This window comes from Pseudoxanthomonas sp. CCNWLY206-1, assembly GCF_039710385.1.
GTDB lineage: Bacteria > Pseudomonadota > Gammaproteobacteria > Xanthomonadales > Xanthomonadaceae > Pseudoxanthomonas_A.
This window is the reverse complement of the sequence record NZ_JBDKXI010000003.1, coordinates 244,192-266,202: the sequence shown is the minus strand read 5'-3', so window position 1 is coordinate 266,202 and position 22,011 is coordinate 244,192. Positions and strand designations below refer to the sequence as shown.

The 22,011-nt window shown below is 62.1% G+C and carries 22 protein-coding genes; 11 read left to right on the top strand and 11 right to left on the bottom strand.

The window, feature by feature from the left end:
• Positions 1-176 precede the first annotated feature (176 nt).
• Complete coding sequence (locus AADW18_RS08835) at positions 177-1,115, bottom strand: LysR substrate-binding domain-containing protein (protein WP_337343002.1); 939 nt, start codon at positions 1,113-1,115, stop codon at positions 177-179.
• Between the two features lie 101 nt (positions 1,116-1,216).
• Between AADW18_RS08835 and AADW18_RS08830 the strand changes: the two genes are divergently transcribed.
• Both AADW18_RS08830 and AADW18_RS08825 read left to right on the top strand, forming a co-directional pair.
• Positions 1,217-2,122 carry a DMT family transporter gene (locus AADW18_RS08830; RefSeq protein WP_337343001.1) on the top strand — a complete coding sequence of 302 codons (906 nt, stop codon included), beginning with the start codon at positions 1,217-1,219 and terminating at the stop codon, positions 2,120-2,122.
• Between the two features lie 12 nt (positions 2,123-2,134).
• Positions 2,135-2,353 (top strand): cyclase, encoded by a 219-nt coding sequence (locus tag AADW18_RS08825; RefSeq protein WP_337343000.1) that lies wholly within the window; start codon positions 2,135-2,137, stop codon positions 2,351-2,353.
• Positions 2,354-2,379: 26 nt separating this feature from the next.
• Here the strand turns inward: AADW18_RS08825 and AADW18_RS08820 are convergent, their stop codons facing one another.
• From AADW18_RS08820 to AADW18_RS08805, 4 genes are all read right to left on the bottom strand, one after another.
• On the bottom strand, positions 2,380-3,291 hold the full coding sequence (locus AADW18_RS08820) for a peptidylprolyl isomerase (protein ID WP_337342999.1): 912 nt from the start codon (positions 3,289-3,291) through the stop codon (positions 2,380-2,382).
• Positions 3,292-3,396: 105 nt separating this feature from the next.
• On the bottom strand, positions 3,397-5,250 hold the full coding sequence (locus tag AADW18_RS08815) for an EAL domain-containing protein (protein WP_337342998.1): 1,854 nt from the start codon (positions 5,248-5,250) through the stop codon (positions 3,397-3,399).
• Positions 5,247-5,801 (bottom strand): YfiR family protein, encoded by a 555-nt coding sequence (locus tag AADW18_RS08810; protein ID WP_337342997.1) that lies wholly within the window; start codon positions 5,799-5,801, stop codon positions 5,247-5,249. Before AADW18_RS08810 ends, AADW18_RS08815 begins: the two co-directional genes overlap by 4 nt.
• Complete coding sequence (locus tag AADW18_RS08805) at positions 5,801-7,843, bottom strand: TonB-dependent receptor (protein ID WP_337342996.1); 2,043 nt, start codon at positions 7,841-7,843, stop codon at positions 5,801-5,803. The genes AADW18_RS08810 and AADW18_RS08805 overlap by 1 nt, the downstream gene beginning before the upstream one ends.
• A 338-nt stretch (positions 7,844-8,181) precedes the next feature.
• On the opposite strand from AADW18_RS08805, the gene AADW18_RS08800 reads away from it, so the two are divergent.
• From AADW18_RS08800 to AADW18_RS08790, 3 genes are all read left to right on the top strand, one after another.
• Positions 8,182-8,547 (top strand): PadR family transcriptional regulator, encoded by a 366-nt coding sequence (locus AADW18_RS08800; protein ID WP_337342995.1) that lies wholly within the window; start codon positions 8,182-8,184, stop codon positions 8,545-8,547.
• A complete protein-coding gene (locus AADW18_RS08795; protein ID WP_337342994.1) occupies positions 8,544-9,449 on the top strand; it encodes a sensor domain-containing protein in 906 nt (301 codons plus the stop codon). Before AADW18_RS08800 ends, AADW18_RS08795 begins: the two co-directional genes overlap by 4 nt.
• Before the next feature lie 373 nt (positions 9,450-9,822).
• Positions 9,823-10,038 (top strand): DUF6289 family protein, encoded by a 216-nt coding sequence (locus AADW18_RS08790; protein WP_337342993.1) that lies wholly within the window; start codon positions 9,823-9,825, stop codon positions 10,036-10,038.
• A 78-nt stretch (positions 10,039-10,116) separates the two neighbouring features.
• On the opposite strand, the gene phaZ is transcribed toward AADW18_RS08790, so the two are convergent.
• Positions 10,117-11,364: a polyhydroxyalkanoate depolymerase gene (gene phaZ / locus AADW18_RS08785; RefSeq protein ID WP_337342992.1), complete on the bottom strand. Its 1,248-nt coding sequence runs from the start codon at positions 11,362-11,364 to the stop codon at positions 10,117-10,119.
• 106 nt (positions 11,365-11,470) lie between these two features.
• On the bottom strand, positions 11,471-12,061 hold the full coding sequence (locus AADW18_RS08780; protein ID WP_337342991.1) for a class I SAM-dependent methyltransferase: 591 nt from the start codon (positions 12,059-12,061) through the stop codon (positions 11,471-11,473).
• 193 nt (positions 12,062-12,254) lie between these two features.
• On the opposite strand from AADW18_RS08780, the gene AADW18_RS08775 reads away from it, so the two are divergent.
• Entirely contained in the window at positions 12,255-12,674 is a 420-nt protein-coding gene (locus AADW18_RS08775; RefSeq protein ID WP_337343301.1) for a CopD family protein, read from the top strand.
• Positions 12,675-13,044: 370 nt separating this feature from the next.
• Here AADW18_RS08775 and AADW18_RS08770 read toward each other — a convergent pair whose 3' ends face one another.
• Positions 13,045-14,745 carry an alkaline phosphatase gene (locus AADW18_RS08770; RefSeq protein ID WP_337342990.1) on the bottom strand — a complete coding sequence of 567 codons (1,701 nt, stop codon included), beginning with the start codon at positions 14,743-14,745 and terminating at the stop codon, positions 13,045-13,047.
• 139 nt (positions 14,746-14,884) lie between these two features.
• Here AADW18_RS08770 and AADW18_RS08765 point away from each other — a divergent pair, with 139 nt between their 5' ends.
• Both AADW18_RS08765 and AADW18_RS08760 read left to right on the top strand, forming a co-directional pair.
• Positions 14,885-16,219, top strand: coding sequence for a dicarboxylate/amino acid:cation symporter (locus AADW18_RS08765; RefSeq protein WP_337342989.1), 1,335 nt, complete (start codon positions 14,885-14,887; stop codon positions 16,217-16,219).
• Entirely contained in the window at positions 16,216-16,638 is a 423-nt protein-coding gene (locus AADW18_RS08760) for a GNAT family N-acetyltransferase (protein WP_337342988.1), read from the top strand. Before AADW18_RS08765 ends, AADW18_RS08760 begins: the two co-directional genes overlap by 4 nt.
• Positions 16,639-16,847: 209 nt before the next feature.
• On the opposite strand, the gene AADW18_RS08755 is transcribed toward AADW18_RS08760, so the two are convergent.
• Positions 16,848-17,813, bottom strand: a complete 966-nt coding sequence (locus AADW18_RS08755; RefSeq protein ID WP_337342987.1) for a bile acid:sodium symporter family protein — start codon at positions 17,811-17,813, stop codon at positions 16,848-16,850.
• A 78-nt stretch (positions 17,814-17,891) separates the two neighbouring features.
• Between AADW18_RS08755 and AADW18_RS08750 the strand changes: the two genes are divergently transcribed.
• Positions 17,892-18,392, top strand: a complete 501-nt coding sequence (locus tag AADW18_RS08750; RefSeq protein ID WP_337342986.1) for an acyl-CoA thioesterase — start codon at positions 17,892-17,894, stop codon at positions 18,390-18,392.
• 84 nt (positions 18,393-18,476) lie between these two features.
• Here the strand turns inward: AADW18_RS08750 and AADW18_RS08745 are convergent, their stop codons facing one another.
• On the bottom strand, positions 18,477-19,280 hold the full coding sequence (locus tag AADW18_RS08745) for a C40 family peptidase (RefSeq protein ID WP_337343300.1): 804 nt from the start codon (positions 19,278-19,280) through the stop codon (positions 18,477-18,479).
• A gap of 145 nt (positions 19,281-19,425) precedes the next feature.
• Positions 19,426-19,932 carry a C40 family peptidase gene (locus tag AADW18_RS08740; protein ID WP_337343299.1) on the bottom strand — a complete coding sequence of 169 codons (507 nt, stop codon included), beginning with the start codon at positions 19,930-19,932 and terminating at the stop codon, positions 19,426-19,428.
• Positions 19,933-20,088: 156 nt separating this feature from the next.
• On the opposite strand from AADW18_RS08740, the gene AADW18_RS08735 reads away from it, so the two are divergent.
• Together AADW18_RS08735 and AADW18_RS08730 are read left to right on the top strand one after the other, a co-directional pair.
• Positions 20,089-20,583, top strand: a complete 495-nt coding sequence (locus tag AADW18_RS08735) for a peptidylprolyl isomerase (RefSeq protein WP_337342985.1) — start codon at positions 20,089-20,091, stop codon at positions 20,581-20,583.
• Between the two features lie 104 nt (positions 20,584-20,687).
• Positions 20,688-21,944 carry a DUF418 domain-containing protein gene (locus tag AADW18_RS08730; RefSeq protein ID WP_337342984.1) on the top strand — a complete coding sequence of 419 codons (1,257 nt, stop codon included), beginning with the start codon at positions 20,688-20,690 and terminating at the stop codon, positions 21,942-21,944.
• Positions 21,945-22,011: the final 67 nt, after the last annotated feature.

Sequence of the window (22,011 nt, the reverse complement as noted above, 5' to 3'; positions counted from 1 at the left end):
CCGCTGTTGTTTGTTTAGCGGCTTCGGAAATAATCAGCCGAGCAAGCTCGGCTCTACGAAAACACGGATGAATTCCTTGTGGGAGCGACGTAAGTCGCGATGAAGCTCTACCGATGGAGCTTCATCGCGACTTACGTCGCTCCTACATAGATTCCATGAGGACAGCAGCGGAAAAATCACGCCACCGACTCCCTGCCCAACAATCCATCCGGCATCGGCGGCAGCGGAGTACGTTCGTCCAGCGCTTCCCGTTTCAGCCAATCGATAAAAAGAATCGCGGCCGGATGCAGGGGGCGGTGGGCGGGATGAATTGCGTAGTAGGCGAAGCGCGCCTTCAGTGCGGGGCCGGGCAGGCGGATCAGTTCATAACGCTGCAAATAAGGCGTGGCGATATGCTTGCGCGCCAACGCCGCGCCGATGCCATACACCGCGGCGCGCATCGCGTCGGTGCTGTCGCTGAAACTGTGCATATCGGGCAGCCGCAATCCGCGCACATCCGCCGCGCGAAACCAATCGCGCCAGCCTTGCAGCGCCAAGTCGGTCACCAGCGGCAGTCGTGCGATATCGCGTGGTTCTCGCACGGCGGCAACGCCGGCCAGGCCAGGCGAGGCAACCGGGAAAAGCTCGTCATCCATCAGGTGGTGCGCCGTGAGCCCAGGCCAATGTCCTGTTCCATGCCGAATGCCCAGGTCTGGTCCGCCTTCATCGAAGCGCGTCAGTGCCGTGCCGGTATCCAGGCTGAGCCGGATGTTGGGATGCTGGGCGCAGAAGCGTGGTAGCCGCGGCAGCAACCAGCAGTAGGCCAACGAATGCAACGTGGTGATGCGCAAGGTCACGACGTCGCCGGTCTGGTGCAGATTGGCGGCCACCGCTTCGATGTCGTTCAACGCGACTGTCGCGGCATCGGCCAGTTGTCGGCCCTCGGTGGTCAACTTCACTCCGCGCGCATGGCGCTGGAATAAGGTCACCCCCAGCAGGGATTCCAGCTTGCGCACGTGGTGGCTGACAGCGCTTGCGGTGAGATGCAGCTCATCGGCCGCGTGGGCGAAATTCTGATGGCGGGCGGCGGCGGCGAATACACCCAGCGCCGGCAGCAGGGAAGGACGTAGGTTCATGATCAGACACGCACCAGATTTGTGGCTTGCCCCGATAATATCCGCTTGTGAAGGCTTTGGTTGCTGGGAGAATGGCGCCAGGCAAAAGCGAGGCAACGGTCATGGCAGGCAACAGTGGTGCGGTAGATGCGCTTGTTTCCGAGCCGCTGGTGCGTGATTGGCGGACCCCTGCGGAGTTGCTGCTGCTGGGTGCCATCTGGGGCGGGTCGTTCCTGTTCATGCGGGTGGCGGCCAAGCCATTTGGCGCGTTCGCCCTGGTTGAGGTGCGACTGGTACTGGGGGCGCTGATCCTGCTGCCTTTTCTTTGGCGCGAGCGTGCGGCGTTTTCCCGCGGTCTGTGGCCCAAGCTGGCGCTGATCGGTGCCATCAATTCGGCGATTCCCTTCTTGTTGTTCGCCTGGGCGGCGCAGCGGTCGCCGGCCGCGATTGGCGCGATCTGCAACGCGATGACGGTGTTGTTCGCGGCCTTGGTGGCCTTCGTTTTCTTTGGCGAAAAGATCGGTATGCGCCGCGCTGTTGCGCTGCTGGTGGGTTTCCTTGGCGTGGTGGTGCTGGCCACCAGCAAAGCGGGTGGCTTGAGCGTTGGGCCAGCGGTCGCTGCGGGCGCTACCGCTGCGTTGCTATATGGCGTCGGCGTGAACCTGGTGCGCAGGCACCTGGGTGGCATTCCGCCAGCCGCCGCGGCCGCGGCCACGCTGAGCTGCGCGGCGCTGCTGCTGATGCCGTTCGCGGCGACGCATTGGCCGACAGCTCCGATTCCGCCGGCAGCGTGGGGCAGTGCGATCGCCATTGGCCTGCTCTGCACCGGCTACGCCTTCCTGCTGTACTACCGTCTCATCCAGCGCATCGGCGCGGCGCGCGCGGCCACGGTGACGTACCTGGTGCCGTTGTTCGGTGCCGCATTCGCCTGGATGTTCCTGGGCGAACCGGTGACGCCGATGATGGTTCTTGCGGGTGGATTGATCCTCGGCAGCGTGGCCGTCAGCCAACGTGCGCCGCGCGCATAACGAGTGACGAAGATGCAGAAACGTGTCGTATTCGATTTCGAGATCGATTTCAGCAACGGAGGCGGCCTGCAAGGGCAGGGCTTCCGGCTGGATATTGATGGTGACGACATCGCCGATGAAACCTTGGCCGACTACATCGTTCGTGATCTTCGCCTGCTAATGGTCGGCAGCGTACGCATCCTGGACAAGCGCATCATCGTCGAAGCGCACAAGCGCCCCGAAATGCCGTAGGGCGGGTCAAGACCCGCCCTACGCGATCAATTTTTCGGCGTACGCACCGGCAGCGGCACATTGCACAGATCGATGTGGCCGGCGGGGCGGACGTACCAGCCATCGCGGCGGTTGCGGCGTGCTTCGGTGGCTTCGGCGAACGTCTTCGAGTCGGTGCGCAGCAACTGCAGCGGCGTGCGCTGGCTTTCAGGTACTTCGCTGGCCAGCCGGACCGCCTGGATCGGCGTGCGCTGTTCCGGTTTTTCGTAGAACCCCATCGGTGCGGGGCCGCGCACGATGACGCTCAACAGCTCCATGCCTTGCACAACACGGCCGACCAGGGTGATGTTGCGATCCAGCTGGCGCGGTGATTGCCCGGTCACCACGTATAGCTCGCTACCGTTGCTGCTATCCGGCTCGGCACCGCGGCCGGCGCCCAGCGCACCATAGCAATGCGCGAGCCATGCTTCTCCGGTTTTCGGATCGCGCGCGGCGGGAAAGTCGTCGACGAATCCAACTTCAGGCGCCCAGCCGTCGCGGTCGGGCAGCTGGGTGAAGTTGAGGCCTTTTTCTTTGCGGGCGAATTCGGCCGGCAATGATTTTTTTGCCGAGCCTTGCGATTTGGCTTTTCCGGCCTCTTCCGCATCCGGGTCGCCGAACTGCACCACGAAATTGTCCTGCGATCGGTAGATGTTCAAGCCGTTCCAGAATCCTTCGCGCGCCAGCGTGCGGATGTTGGCCACGTGCTCGGGAGCGAACGCAGGTGCGAGTTCGATGACGACGCGCCCCGCTTCCAGTTCCAGATACAACGTATTGGCCGGATCCAATGTGCGCCAATCGCTGGCCGGTGAAGCGTCCAGGATTTCCTGGGCGCTCTTGTATTTGGGCGTTTCCTGCGCAGACAGCGGCAAGCAGACCGAGGCGAGAACGCAGGCAAGCAAGGCAGGGCGAAGGCGCATGAGCGAGAACCCGATGAGTAGTGGTGCGCCCGATTGTAGGGGAGCCGCATGCCTATGGGTGGCGCTGGCATAGGGTAGGCCTGGGCCCACCCTGCGGTGGTCGGGTCAAACCAGCCGCAAATCCTGCCGTGCCGAAGGAGAGAGCCAGCACGTGGCGAACTCGTCGGGAGGTACTGCCGCTCCGATACGGAAGCCTTGCACCTGTTCGCAGCCGGCGCGGCGAAGGAATTCGTATTGCGAAGCGGTTTCCACGCCCTCCGCGACGACGGCAAGACCCAATCCGTGAGCCATCGCCAGGATCGCGGTGGTGATCGCTTCGCCATCACCGGGAATGGCTTGCACGAAGGTCATGTCGATCTTCAGTTTGTCGATGGGGAGCCGCTTCAGATACACCATCGACGAATAGCCGGTGCCGAAATCGTCGATGGCCAGATGCAACCCACGCGCGCGCAATCGTGCCAGCTGTGCGATCGCCAGGTCGGCTTCTTCCATCAGTACGCTTTCGGTGATCTCCAACTCCAGGTAGTTCGGAGGCATGCCGGTGTCCGCCAGCACCGAATCGATGAAGGCGGGCAGTTGCTCATCGCGCGTCTGGCGCACCGAAAGATTGACGGCCAGCCGGATATTGCCGTAGCCCTGCGTGCGCCAAACGGCGGCTTGGCGGCAAGCCTCGCGAATAACCCAGCGGCCGATTTCTACGATGAGACCGCAGTCTTCGGCGATGGGAATGAAAGTGCTCGGCAATATCCGTCCCAACTCAGGATGGGTCCAGCGTAGTAGCGCCTCGGCGCCTTGCAGCCGGCCATCCTGGGTGCGTACTTGTGGCTGATAATGCAGTTGGAACTGGTCCTGCTCCAGCGCACGACGAAGATCCGTTTGCAGCTTCAGCTTCGCTATCTGCGCTTCGCGTAACCGTGGTTCGAACAACGCCACCCGGTTGCGACCCTCGCGCTTGGCGGCATACATGGCGGCATCGGCATTCCCGGCCAGTTCCTGAAACTGTTCGGCGTCATCCGGCCACAAGCTGATGCCGGCGCTCGCCGTGACGATCAGTTGCTGGCCGTCGATACGGAACGGTGCACCGAACTGGTCGAGGATCGCTTCGGCTACCAGGCGGGCTTCTGTCGCCGACTTCACCGCACTCATCACCACGCCGAACTCATCCCCGCCCAGGCGGAACAGTTCGTCGCCTGGCCGCATCGCCGATGCAATGCGACTGCCGACCTGCCGCAGCAGTTCGTCTCCGCCAAGATGCCCCAGCGTGTCGTTGACTTCCTTGAAGCGATCGATGTCCAGCTGCATGAGCGCTTGGCGTGTGCCGCTCTCGCGCTGCAGCGAACGATTCAGACATGCATTGAACGCATTCCGGTTTTTCTGTCCCGTCACCGGGTCGAAGTGCGCCAGGTATTCCAGTCGAGATTCGGCCTCGCTTACGCGTGTGCGCATGCGTTTCATCAACGGCAACGTCAACGCGAATGCCGCCATCGCGGCAATCAGGAACGCGCCTGCCAAGCCCAGCAGGCGCGTGTGTACTCGACGCAGATCAAGCTCCAGCTGCACCACGCCAACCTGCTGTCCCTGCAGCGCGATGGGAGCGCTGACCTGGGCGCAGCCGAAGCCGCATTCGGTATCGACCAGCGGTGCCGAGTCCTCGGACCGTGGATGGGCGGCGACCACGTTGCCTGCTGCATCGCTGATGCGAGCGCGATGGATGGACGCCAACGTGCTGAGAGAATCCAATGTGTCGCCGGCGGCTTCCGAGTCTTGGAACATGACCGCGGCGGCACTGCTGGACGCGATGATCTGGGCTTGCACCCGCGCGTCGTCCAGTGCTTCGCGCCGCAGGCTCAGGTATTGCAGCATCAGCAACAGGCCGCCGGCCAGGATCAATGCCAATCCGGCGCCGCCCGCCGTGGACCGTAGGTTCGCCGCCCGGGTGTTCGGAATAGATACGTTCACATCACTCGCCTGGCGAGCCGCAACAGTTGGCTGCTGAAACTGACGCCTGCTTTAGCGGCGGATGCAGGATCGACATCGAAACGGATCCTGTTGCCTTCGCGGACCAGCGCGACGGCCGTCGTGCCGTCCGGAAGGTCGCAGCCATCGCAAATTACCAATGCATGGGGCAGGGTGTAGTTGGGATTCATGCGGCCGGCGTGGACCAGGACGTTGCAGGTTCCCTCCGCGGCTGCAGCGTGCACGGTGATGCGGCGGCGCCCTATCGCTCTGCCAGCCAGATGAGCGAGAGCAGTGTCCAATGACTTGTTCGCGTCAGTGCAGATCACCAGCGTGTTGGGATCGATGATTGCGCCGGTACCCTCGCCCGTGCCGCTTTCGCTGTCCCAACTGGCGAACGCCACGATGTTGTAGACGAATGCGGCCTTCAGCGCCGACTCGTCCACTTGCGCGAAGGCCGACGGTGGACCGGCGACCAGCAGCGCAAGCAGCGTCAGCAGTACCCTGGTTCTGCCGGACGGCTGCCTGACTGGGCGCAAGCGCGGTGGTCTCATCAGAACCGCCACGACAGCTCGACGCGATATTCGCGCCCGCGGCGGGGAATCGCGTCTTGGACAAATTCGGGCCCGACAGGATCGGCATAACGCTCATCGAGCAGATTGCGGACACCGGCCGACAACGCAAACGGGAAGCGCGTGGGTTCCCACACCAGGTTCGCATCGACCACGGTGTAGTGGTCCACCGAACCCAGCTTGGTCGCACGGCGGCTGATGTGTTGCGTGCTTGCCGCCGCCGATACGCCATTGCCCAGCGGCACGGTGGCCGACAGCCGGGCGATGCCACGGGGTGCGTTCAACACCGGACCCCCCCGTGAATCGCGCACGCGGTTGTAGGCATAGCTGGTACGCAGCAGCGCGCCGTTCTCCCAGTGATAAAGAAAAGCCATCTCGGCGCCGGTGGTGGACGCACTTGCCGCGTTTTCCAGCATGAGCAGCTCGTCGTCGCCCACCAAGGTGATGAGGTCGCGCAACCTGTAGTCGTACAGGGAGACTTCCGCCCGGCTGTGCTGGCCCAGTTTGCGTCCGAAGAACAGCTCCGCTGTCCGGATGCTTTCGGCCTTGAGCCCTGGGCCGGTCCATTGGCTGCCGTTGTTGGTATCCAGGTTGTAGAAGCGCTCGTAAGCGTTCGGGGAGCGATAGGCCTTGCCGACGATCGCCTTGAAGGTGGTGCCGCCGGGACGTGCCGAAATCAAGGCGACACGCGGGCTCAAGCGGAGCGTGCCGATATCGTTGCGGTCCAGGCGCAAGCCGCTGTTGAGCAGCCAATCTCCGCCTATCGCGAACTCGTCGTTGACGAAAAATCCCAGGCTGGAAATATCGTGCTTCGATTCGAGATAGTTGATGTACGGTTCGACATCGAAGTTACGCTGCTCGACCGCACGGTCCAGTTGGGCTTCGAAGCCGGCGGCCATGGTGTGCCGTGGCCATGTCGTAACGATCCGGCTTCCCAGCACGATCGATTGACCGGTGGAGATGTCGCGGTTGATGACCGCGTACGGATCGTCGTAGGCGTAGTTGCCGACATAGCGGTAGTCGATCAGGTCCAGCTGTGCCTGCCAGCGTGTGGTGTCGCTCAGCGCGCGGCTGTACTGCGTGCCCAGCACGATCCAGCGGTCCTGGATGTTGGCGCCGGGCATTCCGAACGCCTGGCCATAAGGCGCCACCGGATCGTCCTTGCGGCGATCGCTGGCCAGCAGCATTACCGTCAGGTCGCCGGCGATGTGGCGCAAGAATAGACGCTGGCTGCGCTCGTCGTCCTGGTGGCGCACTACACCGTCGGAGATCACACCGTTGGTTTCCGTTCCCACGAATTCCGGGAAGTAGAAGTCGCGCCCTCGCGAATGCGAATGACTGGCCGACATCAACGTCTGGCCCCATGCGCCGCTGGTGGACAACACCGCCCGCGCGCCATGAGTGCCGTAGCTTCCGCCGTCGATCGCCACTTCGCCGCTGCCGGGTTGTCCGGGCGACTTGGTCAGGACATTGATGACGCCGAAGAAAGCGTTGGACCCGTAAACCGCCGAGCCAGGGCCGGGCACGTATTCGATACGTTCCACCAACGCCATGTCCAACGGAAATTCGGTACCCACCGGGCTTTGGCTGAATACCGGGTCGTTGATTCGATGGCCGTCGATCAGCAGCAGGAAGCGCGTGTCGTAGTCACCCGCGCGCAGTTGGCCGCGTGCGCCCAGATAGGTGTACAGGCCGGTATCGCTCACATACAGCCCGGGCAGGCTCTCCAGTGCTTCGCCCAAGGTGCGCCAACCGTGGGTGCGGATGTCCTGGGCGCTGATGACCTGCACGGCGGAAGGAGCGTGATCGATTTTCTGATCGAAGCGAGATGCGGTGACGACCTCCAGATCCAATAGCTGTTCCAGCGACAGGCTCGCCAGGTCGGCGGGATTTTCCTGTGCGTTGGCTTGTGCGGCGATACAGGCGAACAATGCCTGCAGCAGCAACAGCTTTCGGCAGGCATGCCGTAGCCGCGTTCCCGCCCACGACGCTTCAACCGACCGGCTTACATTGTTCGACTGCATTACCGAATTGCCTAACCGCGGGGATCCGCAATGGAAGAGCTATCGGCCCCGCTGGCGCCTACTAAAGTCGGAAAAATCCCCACACTGTTCATCTTTGCGGTTCCCCTGCGTGCTGCTTGCGTGGCATGCCTGGCTGAGACAAAGCCACTTTCCCCTGACGAGGCTCCTGACATCAGCCAAGCGTCTTTGCGGAGCGTCGCACATGCTCGGTTGCCCGTCAGCGCCGAAAGGCGGCGTAGGGCCAAATTAGTGCCAAATGACTAATGGCACATTCACTATAGCTAACTCAACAGTAGTGTGGCCTACAACCTAGTAGTCCAACGGATGAAGGGAAGGCCATGAACGAATCCGATGTCCAGCTGAAGAAGTTCCAGAAGGAACTGAGTGCCGGCACTGTGTCGCTGGCGTTGCTGGCAGTGCTGGCGCGAGCCGGAGAGCCGATGTACGGCTATCTGATCGCCAAGCAGCTGGAGCGAGTGGGCGAGGGTGTACTCAGCGGTAAACAGAGTGCGCTTTATCCGGTGCTGCGGAACCTGGAAGGGGCCGGACTGCTGGAGAGCTTCGTCGAGCCGTCCGTATCCGGGCCACCGCGCCGCTACTACCGCATCACCGAAGCAGGGCGGCACACCCTGCGCGAATGGGCCGCTGCCTGGCGCGCGACCCGCGATTCCGTCGATTCCGTCCTGATGGGGATTCCAGAATGAACACCACCGCCTTGCCCACCACGATTCCCGAGTACCTGGAGCAACTGCGTGCGGCGTTGCGCGGCGCCGATCCCGCGATGATCCAGGATGCGCTTTACGACGCGGAAGAATATCTGCGCGCCGAGTTGGCCGAGCAGCCCGGCAAGAGCGAAGCGGAAGTGATCGCATCGGTCGCCGGCAGCTACGGCGCGCCGGAGGAAGTAGCCGACATCTATCGCGATACCGAAGTGACGGTGACACGGGCGCTCCGGCCACCCGTTCCACCCAAGCGCCAGTCGGTGCTGGGACGCTTCTTCGGTGTTGCTGCCGATCCGCATACCTACGGCGCCCTGTTCTACATGCTGCTGTCGCTGGCGACGGGTATTTTCTACTTCACCTGGGTGGTGACCGGCGCCAGCGTGTCGGGCGGCCTGCTGATCCTGATCGTCGGCATTCCATTGCTGCTGCTGTTCCTTGCATCCGTGCGTTTGCTGTCGCTGGTGGAAGGACGCATGGTGGAAGTGCTGCTGGGCGAACGCATGCCGCGCCGCCCGCTGTACACGCAACGGGACAAGCCATGGATGACGCGAATCGGCGAACTGTTCACCGATGCCCGCACCTGGACCGCGATGCTGTACATGCTGTTGATGCTGCCGTTGGGCATCTTGTACTTCACCCTGGTGGTCACCTGCTTGAGCGTTTCGCTGAGCTTCGTCGCCGCACCGTTGAGTCTGCTTCTGCCCCACTATTTCGACGTCACGTTCTTCGAGTGGAGCCTGACGGAACAAGCCCCCTGGCTACTGCCACTGGTGAGCATCGTTGGCATCCTGATGCTGTTCGCCACCCTGCATCTGGCGCGTGGCGTCGGCAAGATACATGGCCAGTTCGCCAAGCTTCTGCTGGTGCGCAACCCGGTGGTTTGAGCTGCGGGTAACGAAGTAAAAGCCATCCCGATTCGGGATGGCTTTTTTATGGCGGCAATGAAGTAGGGACGCAGTCTGGATGCGACTCCGCTGAGTTAATGGGCAGGGCCTCAACACCACGCCATGGCAGGCATGCTCACACTACTTGGCAAACTGGGTAGGAGCGCCGTCCCGGCGCGAGCTCTTCCTGTCAGATCGCAATAGAAGCGAAGAGCTCGCGCCGGGACGGCGCTCCTGCGAGTCTTCCGGCACTCCTGCTTCTGTTGGCGCTCCGTAGCGCTCCGGCCCATCGGCAGCGTTAACGGAACCACCACACCCATCCACTTACCTTTGCGTCGCGGCAGGTAAGCCGCATCACCCAAAGGAGAAGTACATGCGTATTCGGAACTTCGCAGTCGCTTTGTTGTTGGTCATGCCGGCCGCCGCTTCATTCAATGCTTCGGCAAATTGGCAAGGCACCTGGTATTACTTCAGTCCGGAGGGAGCATTGGTCGGAGGATGGACAGCCGGGTGCGGCGCGGCCGATGGGCGTTGGGGTGTGGCAACCGAAAACAAGAGCTTTACCCAGGGTTGTCGCTCGGAAAGCTGAGCTCCGCCAGGACGCTAAAAAAGAAGCCCCGCGTCAGCGGGGCTTCGTCTTAGCTGCGCCGTCTAAAACGACGAAGGTTCAAGCCGCGTACTTGGCGATGAAATCGCGCACTTGCGGATAGACGTTCTCGCGCCAGCGGCGGCCGCTGAAAATGCCGTAGTGGCCCGCGCCTTCCACTGTGAGGTGCTGGTGATGCGCCTTGGGAATACCGGTGCAAAGGTCGTGCGCAGCGGCGGTCTGGCCCAGTCCGGAAATATCGTCCAACTCGCCTTCGATGCTCATCAGTGCCGTCTTCTTGATGGCGGCAGGATCGACCCGCTCGCCCTTGATCTTCCACTTGCCGCGCGGCAACGAGAACTCCTGGAAAACGGTTTGAATGGTGTCCAGGTAGTACTCGGCCGGCATGTCCAGCACGGCGTTGTATTCGTCGTAGAAGCGGCGATGCGATTCGGCGTCCTGCAGGTCACCCTTGATCAGGTTCGCGTAGAAATCCCAGTGCGACATGAAGTGGCGGCTGGGATTCATGGCGATGAAGCCGGCGTGTTGCAGGAATCCTGGATATACGTGCCGGCCCTGGCCCGGATAGGGTGCCGGCACCGTGTGGATGACATTGTTCTCGAACCACGACAGCGGGTTGCGCGTGGCCAGGCCGTTGACCTGGGTGGGATTGAGGCGCGCATCGATCGGGCCGCCCATCATCACCAGCGAACGCGGTGTCGCTTCGCCACGTGCTGCCATCAACGAGACCGCCGCCAGCACCGGCACGGTGGGTTGGCAGACGCTGATGACATGGAGCTTCTCGGCACCAATGTGGCGGATGAATTCCTCGACATAGGCGACGTAGTCGTCCAGACCGAAAGTGCCTTCTTCGGTAGGCACCATGCGTGCGTCGACCCAGTCGGTGACATAGACCTTGTGGTCGCGCAGCAACGTGCGAACGGTGTCGCGCAACAGGGTGGCATGGTGGCCGGACAGCGGCGCCACCACCAATACCGCAGGGTCGTCCTTCAGCGCCGCAATGCTCTCGGCATCATCGGTGTAGCGTTTGAATCGCAGCAGACGGCAGAAAGGCTTCTTCAGCACTTCCTGCTCGACCACCGGCACGGTGTGGCCGTTGGCTTCGATTTCATGGATATCCCAGGCGGGCTTTTCGTAATCCTTGCCGATGCGATAAATCAGTTCGTTGCCGGCGGCGAATTGATCGGCGCCCGGCACGCTGGACAACCAGCTGCTCGGCGTGGAAAACATATGCGCATTCGCTTCGGCCATGTAAACCAGCGGCGCCATCCATGCGCGGCTGAGTTCGTGCAATTGGTAAAGATTCATAGCGGTTGGGAAATCCCGAATTTGGTGCAATGTGCTGCGCCGCAGCATACCGCAAACCCCGCTCTCCCGGGCGCTCCCCGTTCAGGTAGGGGCCGGAGGCAGAAAATCAGGTCGATTCCAGTGCTGCGGCCTGGCTGGCGAGGACGGGCGAGAGCCAGCAGTGCGACCCGGCCGCGCGCAGGCCATGCTTCTGGAGTTGCGTGCGGTACCAGGCCGCAGTGCGGGGCTGGAAGCCGGCGTGGTCGCCTTCGAACTCGTCCTCGCGGGTAAAGGTCTCCAGAAAAGCGACACCGCCGCAAAGATCAGCCAGACCCGATACGCCGCGCTGCAGCTCGCGTGATGGCAGGTAATGCAGCACGTCTGCACAGACCAGCAGATCCACGGGAGGACAAGGGCGCAGGAATTCGAAATCGCCGAATCGTGCGAAATGCAGGTTGCGAGTACGTCCGTAACGGGTGATCGCATATTCGCTGCTGTCGAATCCTACGTAGCGCAGCTTTGGGCGAAGTTTCATCAGCGGTGCACGCCAAGCGCCTTCGCCGCAACCGATGTCCAGCACGGTGCGGATGGGGCGCTCCAGATAGTACTCAGCGGTGGAAACCGCCAATGCCACCTTCCTCGCCAACCGCTGCGGCCCGCCGATATCTTTCTGGCGGTACCAATGTTGGAAGTAGTGCTGGTCGTATTGTTTGGGCATGGATGGGGAACGATAAGTAGAAATGACGAGGGGCCGGCGGTCGAAAGCATGCGGCTTTTGCCCCCTTTGTAAAGGGGGAGGTAAAGCAAAAGCATTTAAATGCCTACCGCTCACTGGTTGGACAGCCTAGATAGCAATAGCGGAGAATCCAGGCCCATTGCCAGCAGCGGAGAAGGCCAGCGTGGACAAAGCGATGCTCTACCCTTGGGTCAAGACGTTCCATCTCGTTTTCGTGATCGCGTGGATGGCGACGGTCTTCTATCTGCCGCGCATTCTCGTCAATCTGGCCGAAACGCAGGGGCAGTCCGAGACGCAGGCGCGACTGTTGCTGATGGGGCGCAAGTTGTATCGGTTCGGCCACAACATGTTCGGTCTCGCGATGATCCTGGGCTTGGTGCTGTGGTTCTACTTCGGCATCGCGGGCGGTTGGCTGCACGCCAAGCTGACGTTGGTGGTGCTGCTTCTGGCGCACTTCATCATTGCCGGGCGTTGGTTGAAGGGTGCCGAGAAAGGCCGAGCGCTGCCGTCCTCGTTCAAGCTGCGGCTGTTCAACGAAGCGCCGGTTTTTTTATTGATCGGTGTGGTGTGGTTGGTGCTGGCGAAACCGTTCTGAGATTCGTACGCAACGGCAGGCGATAGCGATAGAGGCTTAAGGCGCTTCTCGTAGAGCGGAGCTCGCTCCGCTGCTCTTCGCGTCAAGGCGTCCAAGCCAAAGCAGCCGAGCAAGCTCGGCTCTACATAGAGCGAAGCAGTCAGCTCAGTTCTGTGCAGCTTGTGCGGTTCGCTTCTCGTAGAGCGGAGCTTGCTCCGCTGCTCTTCGCGGTACATTTCCGGAACCAAGAGCAGCCGCGCCAAGAGGATGTAAGCAACCTCTGCTCTCCGAGAAGTGCCTTAAGCGGCTACTCACTATCGTCTGCCGTTGCGACGGCCCCATTGCTACTGACTCGGTGTTATCGCGGGGCGCAGCTCAGCTCTACAAAGCCTTACTTCTTCTCGAAATCCCCTGGCGTGGGCAATTCCACCGGCACGCCATCGGCGTTGCAGGTGTTGGCGGCGCACAGGCGTTCGCGCAGCTTGGGGGTGGCTTGTACGACGAAGTGGTAGATCACGTTCTGTTCCACCGTGCCGCGCACGGCGTCGCTGCCGGGGCCGATGGCCCATATGCCGACATCGTCGCCGCCGTGCGATTCGGATTTCAGCGGTACCAGCGCTTCCTGCAGATAATCCGGATGCTCGGTATCCACGTGGCCGAGGTCGGGCCGGCCTTCCGCCGCTTCGACATTGCTGGGTGCATGCAGGAAGTGCTTGGGTCCCGCAGGCTGTTGATTGCTGGCGCCGGTATAGCCCGGCCCGTTGGCGTAGCTGAGCGTGGTGAAGGTCTGTCCAGTCTGGTCGCGAGCCCAGTCGCCAGGCGTGTCGTCTTCGCTGCCTTGACCGCGGACCTTGCCCAGGATGGGATTGCCACGCACCGGGTAGCCGACGAAGTTAAGCGTGTGCGAATGATCGGCGGTGACGATGATCAATGTGTCCTCACGCGAAGTGGCCTCAAGCGCAGCCTGTACCGCATCGGACATGGCGATAGTTTCGTCCAGCGCGCGGTAGGCGTTGCCGTAGTGGTTGGCGTGATCGATGCGTGCGCCTTCCACCATCAGCACGTAGCCTTCCGGATTGTTCGACAGTACACCGATGGCCGCGCGAGTCAGTTCGGCCAGCGAAGGTTCTCCGGCGGTGTCCTTGGGGCGATCGTGTTCGAACTGCATATGATCCGGTTCGAACAAGCCCAGCAGCCGCGGCGCGTTCTTGGCCGCCTGCAGCTGTTGCGCATTCCACACATACGCACCTTGCGGATTGGCCCGCCGCCATTCTTCGGTCAGGTCACGTCCGTCCAGGCGTTCGCCGACTTTGTCGTCGTACTCAGGGTCACGTTGTTCGGTGCTGGTGAACTCGGCGCGGCCGCCGCCCAGTGCTACCGTGGGACCGTGACCGAAGCGCGAAGCGGTCAGCAACTGCTGCGCGATGTCCTTGCAGCCTTCCGTCACGGCGTTGGCCGGCAGGTCGGTGTCGTTTTCCCAATTGCGATCCGGCGAATGCGCGTACATCGCGGCGGGCGTGGCGTGCGTGAGACGCGCTGTCGAAACAACACCGGTCGCCAAGCCCGCGCTATCGGCCAACTCCAACCAGGTGAGCAGGGGCTTTTGCAGGCTGTCGGCGCAGTCGTTGCGGCGGCCGGAGGAAACACCGATGGCACCCATGTGCGTCTTCACGCCACTGGCGATCGCAGTCATGGTGCCAGCCGAATCAGGTGTCTGCGAATCGGTGTTGTAGGTCTTGGCGAGCGCGGTATGGGGGAAGTGTTCCCACGACAGCAGGTTTTCTTCGCCGGGTTGCCCTTTACGCTGCCCCTGCAGGATGCGGGCGGCGGCGACGGTGGTCAGGCTCATGCCATCGCCCAAAAATAGGATGACGTTCTTCGCGCGCCCTTGCATGGCGCCATTGCCGGCGGCGCGGGCGGCACCGCTGCGGTACCACCAAGCGGGTGTCTCGCCTTGAGGGTGTGTGACAGGTGTGACGTCTACCTGATACGTCTTGGCGGTATTGATGCCGCCTGGGCTGGAAGCGCAACCGGCGAGCAGAGTGATCAAAGTGGTGCCGAGCACTGGCAAGGCGAAACGGTTGCGACGCATACGGGTACCGGAGAAATGACGAAAGGCGATTATGCCGCGTATACAGTGTCCCGCTGATGACACACCGGTATTCCAATGGTGCGGTCGCCTCGGGTGGCGGGGTCGGCTATCGTGCGGATACCCCCCACAGGTAGATGGCATGAAACTGGTCGCCGCTTGGTTCAAGATTCCGTTCTGGCAGCGCGTGCTTGCTGGTTTCGTATTGGGCGCATTGGCTGGTTGGCTGATGGGGCCGGCGGCCGATACCTGGTTCGGGCCCTTGGGTGACTTGTACGTCACGCTGATCAAGATGATCGCGATACCGCTGGTGTTTTTCGCGGTGATCAATGCGGTGTCGCGCCTGCATGGGCAGAAATCGGTAGCTGCGCTGGGTGGACGCACGTTCCTGTGGTTCGTGATCACCGCCGTGCTGGCAGTTTGTATTGGGTTGGCGGTAGGCGTGGTGATGCAGCCCGGCGTGGGCGTCGCCAGCTTGCAGATCGATCCCGGTTACAAACCCCGGGACATTCCCAGCCCGATCCAGGTGCTGCTCAACGTGGTGCCTTCCAATCCGTTCCAGGCACTTACCGGCATCGGCACGACCAAGAACGCGGCGGGCGAAACCGTGCTGGCCGCGGGCAGGGGCTCGATCCTGCCGGTGATCTTCTTCGCCGGCCTGATTGGTTTTGCGATGGTGAAGCTGGGCGAACGCGTCGCCGCTGCACGCAAGCTGGCGGATGAAGCCAGCGAGATCATGATCCAGATCACGCGCTTCGTGCTGGAAATCACGCCGCTAGGCACCTTCGGCCTCATCGCTTCGTTGGTGGGGTCCTATGGGTTCAGTAAGTTGCTGCCGCTGGCGAACTTCGTCGGCGCGCTCTATATCGCCTGCGCTTTGCACATCGTGGCGGTCTATAGCGGTCTATTGCTGGCGCACCGGCTGAATCCCCTGAAATTCTTCCGCGGTGCCGCGCCAGGGATGCAGGTGGCGTTCGTCAGTTCATCCAGCTTTGCCGCCATGCCCGCGTCATTGCGCGCAGTCACCCATAACCTGGGTGTCGACAAGGACTATGCGGCGTTCGCGGTCCCGCTGGGCGCCAGCATCAAGATGGACGGTTGCGGCGCGATCTATCCGGCGCTGTGCGCGGTATTCATTGCGCAATACACCGGCCATGCGTTGACGCCGGACCAATACCTGATCGTGCTGATCGCGTCGGTGCTCGGCAGCTTTGGCACCGCTGGCGTACCGGGCACCGCGGTGGTAATGGCGACCGTGGTGCTAAGCGCGGCAGGCTTGCCGCTGGAAACCATCGGCTATCTGTATGCGATCGATCGCGTGCTGGACATGATGCGCACCATGACGAACGTGACCGGCCAGATGCTGGTGCCGGTGCTGGTCGCCAAAGAGACCGGCTTGCTGGATGCGCAGGTTTATCAGGCGGCATCTTCCAATGTAGGCCTGGAAGATACTGAAGCGACGGGCAGGACATCATGACGTTGCCGGATGGCTATCAGTTGCTGGACCAATTCCCACAGGCCGACGACTATCGGCGCTTGCGCTCGGCAGCCGGAATGGCGCCGCGTTCGGCCGAAGCAGCTGCGCAAGGATTGCCCAACACCTTGTATGGCGTCAGCGTGCTGCACGATCAACGAACCGTTGGCATGGGACGCGTGATCGGCGATGGCGGCTGCTTCTTTATCGTGGTTGATATAGCGGTGGAGCCAGAGCATCAGGGCCGCGGTCTGGGCAAGAGCATCATGTCGGCGCTGGACGCTTGGCTGCGTGCGAATGCACCCGATAGTTCCAACGTTTCGCTGATCGCCGATGGCGATGCAAAGCATCTATACGCACGTTTCGGTTTTGCCGATGTTGGGCCGGTGTCGGTTGGTATGGATTACACCGTTAGCCGCTGAGGGTGCGCCCCGCGATAAGCCCTGATCAATGACAATAAGGCCTTCGCAACGGCACGCAATAGCGAATAGCCGTGACGGGGGCCTCTTGTAGAGCCGAGATTGCTCGGCTGATCGTCTCCGGAGCCGATACGCGAAAAGCAGCGGAGCAAGCTCCGCTCTACGAGAGACGGCTTGGTGGTTATTCGCTATCGCGTGCCGTTGCGACGGCCTCATTGCCCCTGACTCGGGGTTATCGCGGGGCGCGGCTCTGTGCGCCGCGCCGACCAGAACGCGAACAGCGCCGCGGTGAAGAACATCAGCAGGCTGTAGACCGCGGCCGGTACGGACACCGTAGGATTCTGCAGAACGTTGAGCGCAATGAAGATCGCCAGCGTACCGTTGTGGATGCCGATTTCCATCGCAATGGCGATCGCTTGGCGCTTGGGTAGTTTCAACGCTCGCGGAGCGGCGTATCCGGTCGCCATGCTGATCAGGTTGAACGACAAGCAAGCCAGGCCGACGACGGCGAAGTAGCGCGTCAACGTGCTCCATTCCTGCCTCACGGCTGCAACGATCAGCAACACCAGCACCATGACCGAAAGCAGGCGCAACGGCTTTTCGGCGCGCGCGGCGAACGCAGCGGCCTTGGCTCGGATCAGCATGCCCAACGCAACCGGCAGCACGATGATGACCGCGACTTCAATGACTTTTTTCGTCGGCGGTGGCACGTACTGGCCGGCGCCGAGGAAGTATTCCAGCGAAAGATTCAGGATCAGCGGGAGGGTGAGCAGGCAAAGCAAGCTGTTGATGGCGGTCAACGTGATGTTCAGTGCGACGTCGCCGCGCGCCAGATGGCTGTAGATGTTGGCGGTCGCGCCGCCCGGCGATGCCGCCAGCAGCATCAGGCCCACGGCCAACTCGGGCGGCAGGCCGAAGCCCAACGCCAGTGCGAATGCCACCCACGGCAACACCAGCGTCTGCAGACTCAGTCCGGCCAGCACCGCCTTTGGATAGCGGGCGACGCGCCGGAAATCTTCAGTGGTCAGGCCCAGACCCAGGCCCAACATGATGATGCCCAATGCCAGCGGCAACAGCAGATTCGTCAGCAGGGAAGCTTGCATCGCGTACGGCTCCTGGGTGAGGCTCTGGTACGAAGAACAACCGGCGCTGTTCCACCGGCCGAGTTGGCGCAGCATGGCGGCTAACCTAAAACGCCGCAAGGCGGCGTAACCTGTTTCCCCTGGCTATGACGTCCTAATTCAAGGAGCCGAACAATGAGTGGCGAGCAACGCGAACTGACTTTCCGTTTCCTGGCCGAACCCGCGGACGTCAACTATGGCGGCAAGGTGCATGGCGGCGTGGTCATGAAATGGATCGACCAGGTGGGCTACGCCGCGGCGGTGGGCTGGAGTGGGAACTACAGCGTCACCGTGGCCGTCGGCGGCATCCGGTTCGTTTCGCCCATCCGCATCAGCGACTTGGTAACGGTTTCGGCGAAGCTGGTCTACACCGGTACCAGCAGCATGCACTTCGCGGTGGATGTACGGGCCCGCGACCCCATGGGTGGCGACAACCGCTTGTGTACCCATTGCATCATCGTGTTCGTCGCGTTGGATGCCGTGGAAGGCAAACCGACGCCGGTGCCGTCATGGCAGCCCGAGGCTCCGGAAGACTGCAAGTTGGCGGAGTACGCGACGAAAGTGATGGAGCTGAGCAAGAATATCGAACAGACGGTCGCGCATTACCAGGACGCTGCAACGATAAAGGCCGCTTGATGGCGGCCTTCGTGTCGTGACTGGATTGTTTTGTACTGAGAACGTCTTCGTAAGCAGAACCAACGACGCCGCAGGTCCCCCGCCTTACAGCGCGACGCGGCGAGCCTGCAGGAAGCGGTTGCCCCAGTAGCCGGTGGTCAGGCTGTCCACACGCACGTCTTTGCCGCGACTGGGCGAGTGCAGAAAACGGCCTTCACCCACATAGATGCCCACATGGTTCACCCGGCCTTTCGGGCCGAAGAACACCAGGTCGCCCTGCCTGAGGTCTTCGCGATTCTTGATCAGTTCCGCATCGGCCTTGGCGGCCATCTCGCGCGAGACGCGTGGCAGCTCGATGCCCAACGCGGTCTGGAAGACATAACCCACCAAGCCGCTGCAATCGAATCCGCTGTCCGGCGAAGTGCCACCCCAACGGTAAGGAGTGCCCATCAGAGTCAGCGCACGCTTGAGCAGCGACTGGATCTTGCCGCCTTCATCTTCTTGGGCGACCACGCCGGTGCGGGTCAGGTCGTAGCTGGCCAGCAGGCGGCTGAGATCGCCGGCGACCATCGTCGACCGGTCCAGCAGCGGTACGGTATCGCTGGCGGCCAAGCGCGGCAGCAGCGCCGTCAGCGTGGCGGCGGCAGCTTCGGTCGCCTTGGCCTTTACGCTATCGATGGTCGAAGTGCCGGCCGAAGCGGTGCCTGGCTTGGCTTCGACGGATAAGACGTCAGCGGAGGCGAGGGTTTCGGCGGCGCCAGAGGGGACTTCCGCGGGAGTGGTCTGAGCCCATACCGTCGCGCTGAAGGAGAAGAGCAGGGCAACAACAACGAAGCGGAAATTACTCTTTGAAGTCCAGCCCTGGGAAGTCTCGCTCTTTGAAGTGCGGTAGAGGGTGGCGGCAGGCAGGCCTGTTGGCAGGTCGTCGTCGATCACTCGGGGAGGGCTGTTTACATGCGAAGCGGGGATGATGCCTTCATCCGGTCTTCATTTTGTTTACAATTAGTTAAATTAACGTTAATTGTAACGGTCTCCCGTCACAGAACGGCGCTCGCTACTTCAGAACGCGTTTCGCGCCGGTGTAGTGATCCCGCCAATAGGTGCCATCCAGATGATCCAGGCGAACCGTGCCCCCGGTGCTGGGGGCGTGGACGAAACGGCCTTCGCCGACATAGATACCCACGTGGCTGACATTGCCGCTGCTGCCAAAAAATACCAGATCGGCCGGTGCCAATTGGCGCGGTGCGATGCGGGGGCCTTGCACCTGGGCCAGTTCCCGCGAAGTGCGTGGCAGGCGCAGATCCAGCACGTCCCGGTAGACATAGGCCACCAGGCCGCTGCAGTCGAATCCCGATTCGGGCGTGTTGCCGCCGTACCGATAAGGTGTGCCGACCAGCCCGATGGCCCGCATCAGCACCGCATTGGCCCCGGCCGGATCGGCGGCCGCCACCGTCGGCCAAGTGCGTTGCGTGGCCGGGGTGGAGGCGGGGCGGGTATTTCCCCCGCCACCGCAGCCGGCCAGCACCAGCGCGAAGGCAAGGCCCAGGCAAGGCACCAACATGCCATGTAAAAATCGGCGTGTCCGCGCGATCGGTGGCGTGCGGGCGGCCAAGCCGGGATAATGGGCGGTCTTCATCGTGGCGCATCTTCGCCTCAATCCATCGCGGCCGACAAGCCGTTCATGCCTGCCCAGCGGCAGCCCATTCCAGAGTCCAGTATGAAAATCGCAAAAGACAGCGTCGTCCGTTTCCATTACTCCGTCTCCGAGCGCACCGCCCACGAACAGGGCCAGGAGCCGCTGGAAACTTCCAAGGAACGCGAACCGCTGGCCGTCCTGATCGGTCACGGCAACATCATCCCCGGCTTGGAAAACGCCATGCAGGACCGTGAAGCCGGGGAAAGCTTCGGCGTGGACGTGGCGGCCACGGACGCCTACGGCGAGCGTCGCGAAGGTCTTACCCAGCGCGTGCCGAAGAAGCACTTCGGTAACCAGAAGCTGGTCCCGGGCCAGCAGGTCATCCTGCAGACCAATTTCGGCCCGCGCGCAGTCACCGTCGAGAAGATCGGCATGAGCGTGGTGGATGTGGACTTGAACCACCCCATGGCTGGCAAGGATCTGCATTTCGACGTGGAAATCGTCGATGTGCGCGAAGCCAGCAAGGAAGAGCTGGAGCATGGCCATGTGCACGGAGATGGTGGCCACCACCACTGATCTTTTGCTTTCGCGGTAACGCCACAACGGCCCGCTCTGTCGGGCCGTTGTCGTACCTGGCGCGGAGCGCCATGGTCTAATCGCGAAATTCCGGGGAGCAAGCAATGGAGCAATCGCAAATCCGCAATCTTTCGCCGGTCGCTCCAGCCGATCGAATCGAAACACTGGATGTGCTGCGTGGCTTCGCCCTGCTGGGCATCCTGCTGATGAACATCGAAGGGTTCGTCGGTCCACTGGTAGGCGCTCTCACTGGCCTGGATCCGCTGCTGACAGGTGCGGACCGCTGGGTTGATGCCGCGATCTACGTAATGGTGCAGGGGAAGTTCTACACATTGTTCTCGCTGTTGTTCGGCATGGGGTTCGCGGTGATGTCGCAGCGCGCCGAGGTGGCGATGCGCCCGTTCGCCGGTGTGTATTGGCGTCGTGGCTTGGTCCTGCTGGGCATCGGACTGGTACACGCGTTACTGATCTGGGCCGGCGACATTCTGGTGACGTATGCACTGATGTCGTTCCTGCTGTTGGCCTTTCGTCCTGCTCCGAAAAAATGGCTGCCATGGTTGGCGGCAGGCATCTATCTGTTGCCGGTGGCGTTCATGGGGGCGATCGGCGCGCTGGGCACACTGATGCAGTTCGAGCCCACGGCTGCCGCGGAATGGAACAAATCCATGGCCGAACTTGCCTCGCAAATGGGCACGCTGCAGGAAAGCGAGCGGAGCGCATACGGTGCGGGAACGTTCCAGCAGGCTACCGCGCAGCGCTTCGAGGACACCGGATTCATGCTCAGCAATCTGCCGATGATGGGGTTCTCGGTGTTCGGCATGTTCCTGCTGGGCAGCTGGTTCGTGAAAAGCGGAGCGATCGCCCGACCTGATCAGCATGCGGGTTTGTTCCGGCGCCTTCGGTGGCTGGCGTTGCCGGTTGGTTTGGCGGCGATGCTGGGTTCCTACACGTTGGAACCCACCATGGATTTCGCCACCTTCACTATTACCACCGCGATTGCCTTCGCGTTGGGCGCTGTCGGCAGTGCACTGATGTGTTTGGGGTATATGGCCTGGATCGTACGCGGCCTGCTGTCGCCGTCCTGGGAGCGATTGTTGCGATGGTTTGCGCCTGCCGGCCGAATGGCGCTCACCAACTATCTGCTGCAGTCGGTGGTTTGCTCGTGGATTTTCTACGGTTATGGCCTGGGCTACTTCGAACGGCTTCCGCGTGCTTGGCAGGTGCCATTCGTGGTGGCGCTGTTCGTAGTGCAAGTGCTGCTCAGCCATGCGTGGCTCAAGCGCTATCGCTTCGGGCCCATGGAATGGCTATGGCGATCACTGACCTATCTGAAGCCCCAGCCGATGCGGGTAACGCGCTGACGAGATCGCCTGCTCGTGTTGGTGCACGGATTCGCAACCTCGAACTGCGACAACACAGCATCTCATC